Source organism: Cellulomonas septica, assembly GCF_012396155.1.
Taxonomy (GTDB): domain Bacteria; phylum Actinomycetota; class Actinomycetes; order Actinomycetales; family Cellulomonadaceae; genus Cellulomonas; species Cellulomonas septica.
Genome location: NZ_JAAXOY010000096.1, coordinates 1 through 8,138 on the forward strand (window position 1 = coordinate 1; position 8,138 = coordinate 8,138).

4 protein-coding genes are annotated in these 8,138 nt (G+C 73.4%); 1 reads left to right on the plus strand and 3 read right to left on the minus strand.

Annotated features, from left to right (window positions below):
- Positions 1-147: 147 nt before the first annotated feature.
- On the minus strand, positions 148-681 hold the full coding sequence (locus tag HGA02_RS05835; protein WP_168678214.1) for a hypothetical protein: 534 nt from the start codon (positions 679-681) through the stop codon (positions 148-150).
- Positions 682-862: 181 nt separating this feature from the next.
- On the opposite strand from HGA02_RS05835, the gene HGA02_RS05840 reads away from it, so the two are divergent.
- Positions 863-1,786: an NADP-dependent oxidoreductase gene (locus tag HGA02_RS05840; protein WP_168678215.1), complete on the plus strand. Its 924-nt coding sequence runs from the start codon at positions 863-865 to the stop codon at positions 1,784-1,786.
- A gap of 196 nt (positions 1,787-1,982) precedes the next feature.
- On the opposite strand, the gene HGA02_RS05845 is transcribed toward HGA02_RS05840, so the two are convergent.
- Positions 1,983-2,255, minus strand: a complete 273-nt coding sequence (locus tag HGA02_RS05845; protein WP_168678216.1) for a DUF1905 domain-containing protein — start codon at positions 2,253-2,255, stop codon at positions 1,983-1,985.
- A gap of 123 nt (positions 2,256-2,378) precedes the next feature.
- Positions 2,379-8,138, minus strand: a 5,760-nt coding sequence (locus HGA02_RS05850) for a rhamnogalacturonan lyase family protein (RefSeq protein ID WP_343035305.1), incomplete at its 5' end; no start/stop codon positions are given.

Consider the following 8,138-nt stretch of genomic DNA (forward strand, 5'->3'; position numbering starts at 1 on the left):
CGCGGGGCTCGTCGTCACCGGAGTGCTCGCGCTGCTCGCGACCGCGTTCGTCGCGACCGCGCTCGCCCAGGTCGGCCGCCTCCGCCCGGCCCTCCGCCGCCACCCCTGGCCGTTCGCGATCGTCCCCCGCGACGCCCCGGAGACGACCTAGGCGACGGGGGCGATCCTGCAGTCCCACCCCGTCAGGCGCGCGTCGAGCATCGCCATGAGCACCCGGTCGCTCACGAAGAGAGAGCTCACCTCGAGCGGCGGCGCCACCACGTCGTGACCCGCCGCCCGGGCCCGCGACACGACAGCACCACCCGGGAGCGGGAGCCCGCTCGGCCCGCGGACGGTCCTGCGCTCGTCGTAGGGGTCGAACGGCTCCGGGAAGTGCATGACCCAGTACGGCAGCACCTCACCCTCGGACGTCGTGAGCGTCGCGGGGAGCCACTGCACCCGGTCCTCCGGGCCGAGCAGCGGTTCGAGGACCGCGCGCGTCCGATCGGACACCAGGCGTGCCAGCTCGATCGTCGACACCCAGTCAGGACGCCCCGGCTCGGACAGCGTCCACGCCAGCGTCGGCACGTCCTCCCTCCACCCCGGCTCGAAGTTGAGCTTGCTGAGGAAGCGTCGGTGCGTCTCCCCCGACGGGTGCGCGAGAGCCCGCATGTCCACGGAGATCCAGCTGTAGCCGGTCATGTCGTCCTCACTCCTCACCGCCGACCGCCGCACCGGGGCGACGACCGGGAGATCGGCGTCCGCCGGACACGTCTTGAGGTCGGCGGAGCGGTCAGTGAGGGGCGGTGGGGCGGGCGTGTGACGTCGGCGACGGCGGCGGGTGGCGTGGAATAGGGGTGCCGGGGGTGGTGCTGGGACTCGTATGCGTGCGATCACCTACTCCCGCTACGGCGGCACCGACGTCCTCGAGCTCACCGAGCAGCCGACTCCCAAGGTCGGCGCCGACACCGTGCTGGTCCGCGTGCGGGCCGCGTCGGTCAACCCGGTCGACTGGAAGGTCCGCCAGGGGTACCTCGACCCGATCATGGACGTGCACTTCCCCGTGGTCCCGGGCTGGGACGTCGCGGGCGTCGTCGAGAAGGTCGGCCTCGACACCCCCGAGTACCAGGTGGGCGACGAGGTGTTCGGCTACGTCCGCAAGGACTGGGTGCACGGCGGGACGTTCGCCGAGTACGTGTCCGCGCCGGTCCGGACGCTCGCGCGCAAGCCGTCGAGCCTGTCGTTCGAGGAGGCCGCCGCGGTCCCGCTGGCCGGGCTCACGGCGTACCAGTCGATCACGCGCGCCGGCGTGACGGCCGGGCAGACCGTGCTCGTGCACGCCGCGGCGGGCGGCGTCGGCGGGTTCGCGGTGCAGATCGCGAAGGCGCTCGGCGCGACGGTCGTCGGCACGGCGTCGGAGTCGAACCACGAGTTCCTGCGGGGCCTCGGCGCGGAGCCGGTGACGTACGGCGACGGGCTCGTCGAGCGCGTCCGCGCGATCGCCCCCGACGGCGTCGACGTGGTCCTCGACTACGGCAGCCCGGACGCCGTCGAGACCGCCCCCGCGCTGCTGCGGGACGGCGGCACGATCGCCTCGATCGTCGACGCCAAGGCGCGCGACGAGCTCGGCGGCCACTACGTCTGGGTCCGCCCCGACTCCGCGGACCTCGCGGCGCTGGGTGCGCTGATCGACGAGGGCAAGGTGCGCGTCGAGGTCGCGCAGGTGTTCGACCTGGCCGACGCGGCTGCGGCGCACGAGGCGAGCGCGTCGGGGCACGTCCGCGGCAAGGTCGTCGTCCGCGTCTGACCTGGCCGGTCGACCGGCCCGTCGCGGGCTGCGGCGTCGGCGCCCCCGATCACATACCCGCCCGGAACGGAGACAACGGCTCGAGACTGCGACATCCGTGTCGCGCTCTCGAGCCGTCGTCGCGTCGTCAGGCCGACGAGCGGGCGGGCGGGCCGGTGGCGGCGTGGGTGCGGGCGCCGACGCCAGCGTCGGCGCGTCAGCGCTTCGTGATCGTGACGCGGACGGGGTCGCCGACGTCCTTGCCGAGGCGCTGCCGGACCTTCGCGCTGAGCGACACCATGTGTCCGCCCGTGCCGGTGACCATCGCGCCGACGTTCTCCAGGACGACGTCGTCGACGGTCGCGTCGACGCGGACGGTCCTGCCCGTCCCGAAGAACTCGACGGAGCCGGGGATCTCGACGCAGCTCCAGGTGTCGCCCTTGACCTCCACGCCGATCGTCGTGTCGAAGTGCAGCTGCTCGGTCGCCATGCGCGACACCGTACGCGGCACCTCGGACGCGCAGACGCCCCGCCCGGACGGTTCCGGACGGGGCGTCGCGCGTGCTCGCGCGGGCGGGTCGGTGTCAGCAGGGCCGCCCGCCCGCGCGAGGGGTCAGCGGCGGACCACCACCTTGAGGTCGGTGCTGCTGGTCGTGCCGGCGGCGTTGGACAGCTCCGCCCGGTAGACGTGCGTTCCGACGGCCCGTCCGGTCACGGTCGTCGTCGCCTTCTGGGCGTGGACGCCGTTCGCGACGAGCGCCTGCGTGTCGATGAGCACGCCGTCCTCGTACAGCCGGTACTCGGTCGCGTTCGTGCCCCACCACAGGTTGGTCGTGACGGTGTACGTCCCGTCGCCGTCCCAGTTGTCGTGGCTCAGCACGGGGGTGGCCGGGTTCGCCTTGCTGACGACGACGGTGAGCGGCGCGGTCGTCGTCGACCCGTGCTGGTTGGTGAGCACCGCGGTGTAGACGTAGGTGCCGTTCGTCCTGCCGGCCACCTGGAACGCGGCGGACTGCGCGGACGGCGTGGCGTCGACGAGGTCCCGTCGCGCCACTTCGACCCCGTTCTCGAGCAGCGTCACGGTGTGGGCGTTCTGCCCCCACCAGACGTTGAGCGCGACCGTGTAGGTCCCGTCGCCGTCCCAGTTGTCGGACGACAGCGCGCCACGGGCCGGCGCACCGGTGGCCGGTCCGGGCACCCGCTCCCCCGGCCCGGGGTCCGCGCCGGTGAGCGCGAGCCGCGGTGCCGGCGGCGTCGTCATCCCCGCGCCGAGGAAGTACGACGTGTGCGGCGGCTGGTTGTACGCGGTGTTCTGCCACGCGACGCCGAGCCGGTACACCGGGTCGGACTGCAGGGTGCGCAGCCGGTGCCGGGTGACGTCGACGGTCGTCGCGATGCGCAGCGCGGACGAGTCCGCGAGGCGGGTGACGAGCTCCTCGCGCCAGTCGCCGAACAGGTCGGCCTGCAGGGCGGGGGTGCCCTTGGTGCCGTTGTTCGACAGGGTCCCGGTCGCCCGGTAGACCTCCGTGGCGGCACCAGCGGACGGCGACCACTTCGCGATCGTCGGCACGCCCGTCGTCGTCGTGGTGTCCCAGTCGTGGTCGGTGATCTCCCGCAGGAGGTCGCCGTCCCACCACGTGAGGAAGTTCGCCGCGGGGATGGACGTGCCGAGCAGCGTGCCGTCGGCGGCCCGGAGCTCGCCGGAGCGCGAGTTCCACTCGCCCGTGCTGACGACGGCCCACGACTCCGCGCCCGGGTGGTCCGGGTCGATGTCGCCGGACGCGGCACGCCCGGTGTCGCGCGTCGCCGGCATGGACCACAGCACCTCGCCGGTGCGGGCGTCGCGGAACGTCGCGCCGATGCCCTTCGACGACGGCGCCTCCTCGTGGGCGGCGAAGACCTCCAGGCCGGGCCGCGACGGGTCGAGGTCGGACACGTGCAGCGCGTCGCCGTGGCCGAGCCCGGTGACGTACAGCGGGTCGCCGTCGTCGTCGATCGTCAGGGACCCGAAGACGATCTCGTCCTTCTGGTCCCCGTCGACGTCGGCCACGGACAGGTTGTGGTTGCCCTGGCCCTTGTACTCCTCGCCCTCGACGTCGGAGTCGAACACCCACCGCTTGACGAGCTGCGCGCCGTCGAAGTCGTACGTCGCGATGACGGTGCGCGTGTAGTACCCGCGGCTGACGACGAGCGACGGGTGCTCGCCGTCGAGGTACGCGACCCCGGCGAGGAACCGGTCGACGCGGTTGCCGTACGCGTCGCCCCACGCGGACACGTCGCCGCGCGGCGGGGTGTAGTCGACGGTGTCGACCGCGGCACCCGAGCGCCCGTCGAAGACGGTGAGGAACTCGGGCCCGGTGAGGACGTAGCCGCTGGAGTTGCGGTAGTCCGCGCGGGCGTCGCCGATCACGCCGCCGACGCCGTCGACGGTGCCGTCGGCGGTCTTGGCCGTGACCTCCGCGCGCCCGTCGCCGTCCAGGTCGAACACCTGGAACTGCGTGTAGTGCGCGCCGGCGCGGATGTTGCGGCCGAGGTCGACGCGCCACAGACGCGTCCCGTCGAGCTCGTACGCGTCGAGGTAGACGTTGCCCGTGTAGCCGGCCTGGGAGTTGTCCTTGGAGTTGGACGGGTCCCACTTCACGACGATCTCGTACTGCCCGTCGCCGTCGAGGTCGCCCACGGACGCGTCGTTGGCGCTGTAGGTGTACGGCTGGCCGTCCTTGGCGTAGGCGTCGGCAGGCTTGTCGAGCGGCACGTCGAGGTGCTGCTGGTCCCACGGCCGGAACTCGGGCGTGACCCAGCGCTCGATGCCGTCGACGACGCTGCTCACGCGGTAGGTCGACGCGGCGGACCCGCCCGCGTCGAGCGTGTTGGTCGAGCCGCCGATCGGCGCCCCGGTGATCCGGCGGCCGTCCCGGTACACGTGGAACCCGATCGACTCGGGGTCGGTGCCGAGCATGCGCCACCCGACGTAGACGCCGCCGTCGACGACCACCGCGACGGGCGACCGGTCGAGCCGCTCCGCCTGCCGCGACAGGGTCGTGACGGCGGGCGACGTGACGGGCAGCGACGGCGCGGACACCCCGCCGGCGTTCACCGAGGCGACGCGGTAGGAGTACGCGATCGTCGTCAGGACAGTCGTGTCGGTGTACGACGCGGTCGACGCCCGCCCGACGAGCTCGTACGGCCCGTTCACCGACTCCGACCGGTACACCTGGTAGAACAGCGCGCCGTCGACGGGCGCCCACCGGACGGTCACGTCGTTCTTGTTCACCGCACCGAGCGTCACCGGGAACGGCACGCCCGCGACGGGCACGGACGGGTCGACGGTCGTCACGTCGAGCACGTCGGTCGGCACGGACTCGGCCCCCGAAGGGTCGAGCGCGACGACGTGGTACCGGTACGCGAGGCCGACGTCGGCGGTCGTGTCGACGAACGCGGCGTCGGTCGTCTCGCCGATCGCGACGGGTGCCGTCGCACCGTCCGCCTGCCGGTACACGCGGTAGCCGGCGGAGTCGTCGGTGCCCGTCCAGGACAGCGCGACCGAGACCGCGGCGCCGTCGATCGAGACCCCGTCGAGCACGAGGTCCTGCGGCGCGAGCAGCAGCGGCGTGATCTCGATGCCGTTCAGCCGCGACGACGACCCCGTCATGACGATCGAGAGCTGACCGTCGGTGACCAGGACGGGCTGCGACACCTTCTCGGAGACGGCCCCCGCGCCCGCGTTCGACGCACCCCAGTCCTTGCCCTCGATCTGCACGTTCGAGCGCGACGTGCCGATCCAGTCGCCGTTGTACGTCTTGACCGCGTACGAACCGTCGGGGACGTCGACCGCGAAGACGTGCTGCGGCCCGGGCAGCAGGAAGTCCCGCTGCAGGTCGTTCGGCGGCGTCGGGAAGTTCGTGCCGCGGTCGCGACCGCCCATGCCCGTCGGGTCGAGCCAGCCCCACCCGGTCTCGGGCGTGTAGCGGCTGTTCTGGTTGACCTCGACGTAGCCCGGCATGACGGGCGACCCGGCGAGCTGCACGTCGAACTTGTGCAGCGCGGCCTTGGTCGTGACGCGGACCGTGGCGCTCGGTGCGGACTCGCCGCGCCCGTTCACCGCGGTGACCCGCAGGTCGTACGACGCGCCCTCGACGAGCCCGCCGACGGCGGCCTGCGCGAGCGTCGACGTCGCGACGAGCGCGTACGCGTCGTCCCCTGCCGCCGCGTCCTTGCGGTAGACGCGGTAGACGTCGGCACCGTCGACGGGCGTCCACGTGAGGAGCACACCCGCGTTCGAGACGTTGCCCGCGACGACGCCCGCGGGCGCGTCCGGCACGGTCGCCGGCGGCTCGAAGCCCCCGACCTCGTCGGCCAGCGGCACGTCGAGCCCGGCGACGTCGGTCGCGACGAGCCGCGCCATCTGGATCGCGCCGTACTCCTGGAAGTGCGTGTCGTCGACCGTGCCCGCGGGCCGGCCCGGGTACACGCCCGCCGGGACGTGCAGGAACACCGCCTTCGCGGCCTCCGGCCCGATCTCGTCGAGGTAGGCACGGCTGGACGCCGACAGGTCGACGAGCGGCGTGCCCGTCTCGGCGGCCAGCGCCTTCGCGGCGGCCACGTACTCGGGGAAGGAGACGTTGAACCGGCCGGTGGTGGCGTCGAACGAGCGCCGCGACACCGGGGTCACGAGCACGGGCGTCGCGCCGCGCTGCCGAGCCCCGTCGACGTAGGTGCGCAGGTACTCGCGGTAGTCGGCGGGTGCCGCGTACCGGTCGTCGACGCCGTACGTGTTGTCGTTGTGGCCGAACTGCACGAACAGGTAGTCGCCCGGCCTGACCAGCCGCAGCACCTCGTCGAGCCGGCCCTGGCTGATGAAGTTCTTCGACGAGCGGCCGCCGATCGCGCGGTTGTCGACGACCACGTCGTCCGACAGGAACCGGTCGATCATCTGGCCCCAGCCGGCCTGCGGCGCGTAGTCCGCGGTGTACGACTGCACGGTCGAGTCGCCGGTCACCCACACCGTGGGCTTCGGACCTGCGGCCCGCGGCGACTGCTGCCGGATCGTCAGCGCGTTGAGCTTCGGGGCGGTCCCACCGACGTCGAGGTTGAGCTGCCCGTCGACGACCGCGATGTCGAACGACATCTCGAGGAACTGCCCGGCGGGCCGGGCGGTCGTCGCGACCTTCGCCATCTGCTCGACGGTGATCGCGATCTCCGACGCCTCCGTGGCGTCGCCCGCGACCAGGTCGACCGTGTAGTCGCCTGCCGGCAGGTCGACGACGAGCTCGGTGTCGCCGACCGTGACGAAGTCCGAGCGCAGCGCGTCGTCCGTGCCGCGGTCGGTCGCGGTGACCTGCGACGGGTCGACGAACCCGGCGCGCGTGGTCGGGCCGTACGCGCTCGTGGCGTCGAGGCGCGTGCTGCCCGGGACGAGGGCGCCGCTGCCCAGGTCGAACGCGAGAACGCCGTCGGCGGGGAGCGTCGGGTCGGGGACGCCGTCGCCCGCGAGGCTGCTGACCGTCGCGGCGGACGGCACCGAGGCGCCCGTGGCCGTGAGCGTCTGCACCCGGTACCAGTGCGTCGTGGTCGTGTCGACGGCGGCGTCCGTCACGAACACGTCGCCGGTCGTCCGGCCGACCTCGGTGTACGGGCCGGCCAGCGCGTCGGCGCGCGTCAGCACGTAGCCCGTCGCGCCCGCAACCTCGTTCCAGCGCAGCGTCACCGTTCCTGGGGCGACGTGCGCGAGCCGCAGCGCGGTGGGCGCGGCGATCGCGGGGTCGGGCGTCGGCTCGGGGTCGGGGTCCGGCCCGGGCTCCCCCGGGACGGCGGTGACGACGACCGCGTTGACGTAGCCGCCCGCACCCGCGCCGGTCACGCCGAGCGTGAGCTGGCCGTCGGCGACCGTCGTGCGCCACGTCCCCTCGACCGCGACCTGCCTGGTCTTGAGCGTCCCGGCCGTCGCACCCTCGAGCGTGAGGTTGGTCGTCGTCGTGCTCGACGTCGCGAGCAGGTCGCCCGAGCGGACCGTCACGTCGTAGGTGCCGTTCGGCACGTCGACGACGAACGACCAGGCCGTCGCGAGGACGAAGTCGCGGTCGGCCGCGTCGGTCGCTCCGCGGTCGCGGGAGATGGGGGTGACGCCGTCGGCGGGGACGACGCCGAAGCCCGTCGAGGCGTCGTACCGGGTGGCTTCCGTGACCTGCCGGTAGCCGTCGGCGACGGGGCTGGTCGCGGTCCCGAGGTCGAACCTCCAGGTGGCCGGGTCGGCCGCCTGCGCGGGGAGTGCGACGGCCGCGAGGGTGCCGGTCGCGAGAGCGGTGGTGAACCCGACGGCGGCAGCGGCGCGACGGCGGGCGTGGGCGCGCCGCAGGTCGTGGGCGGACGGGGC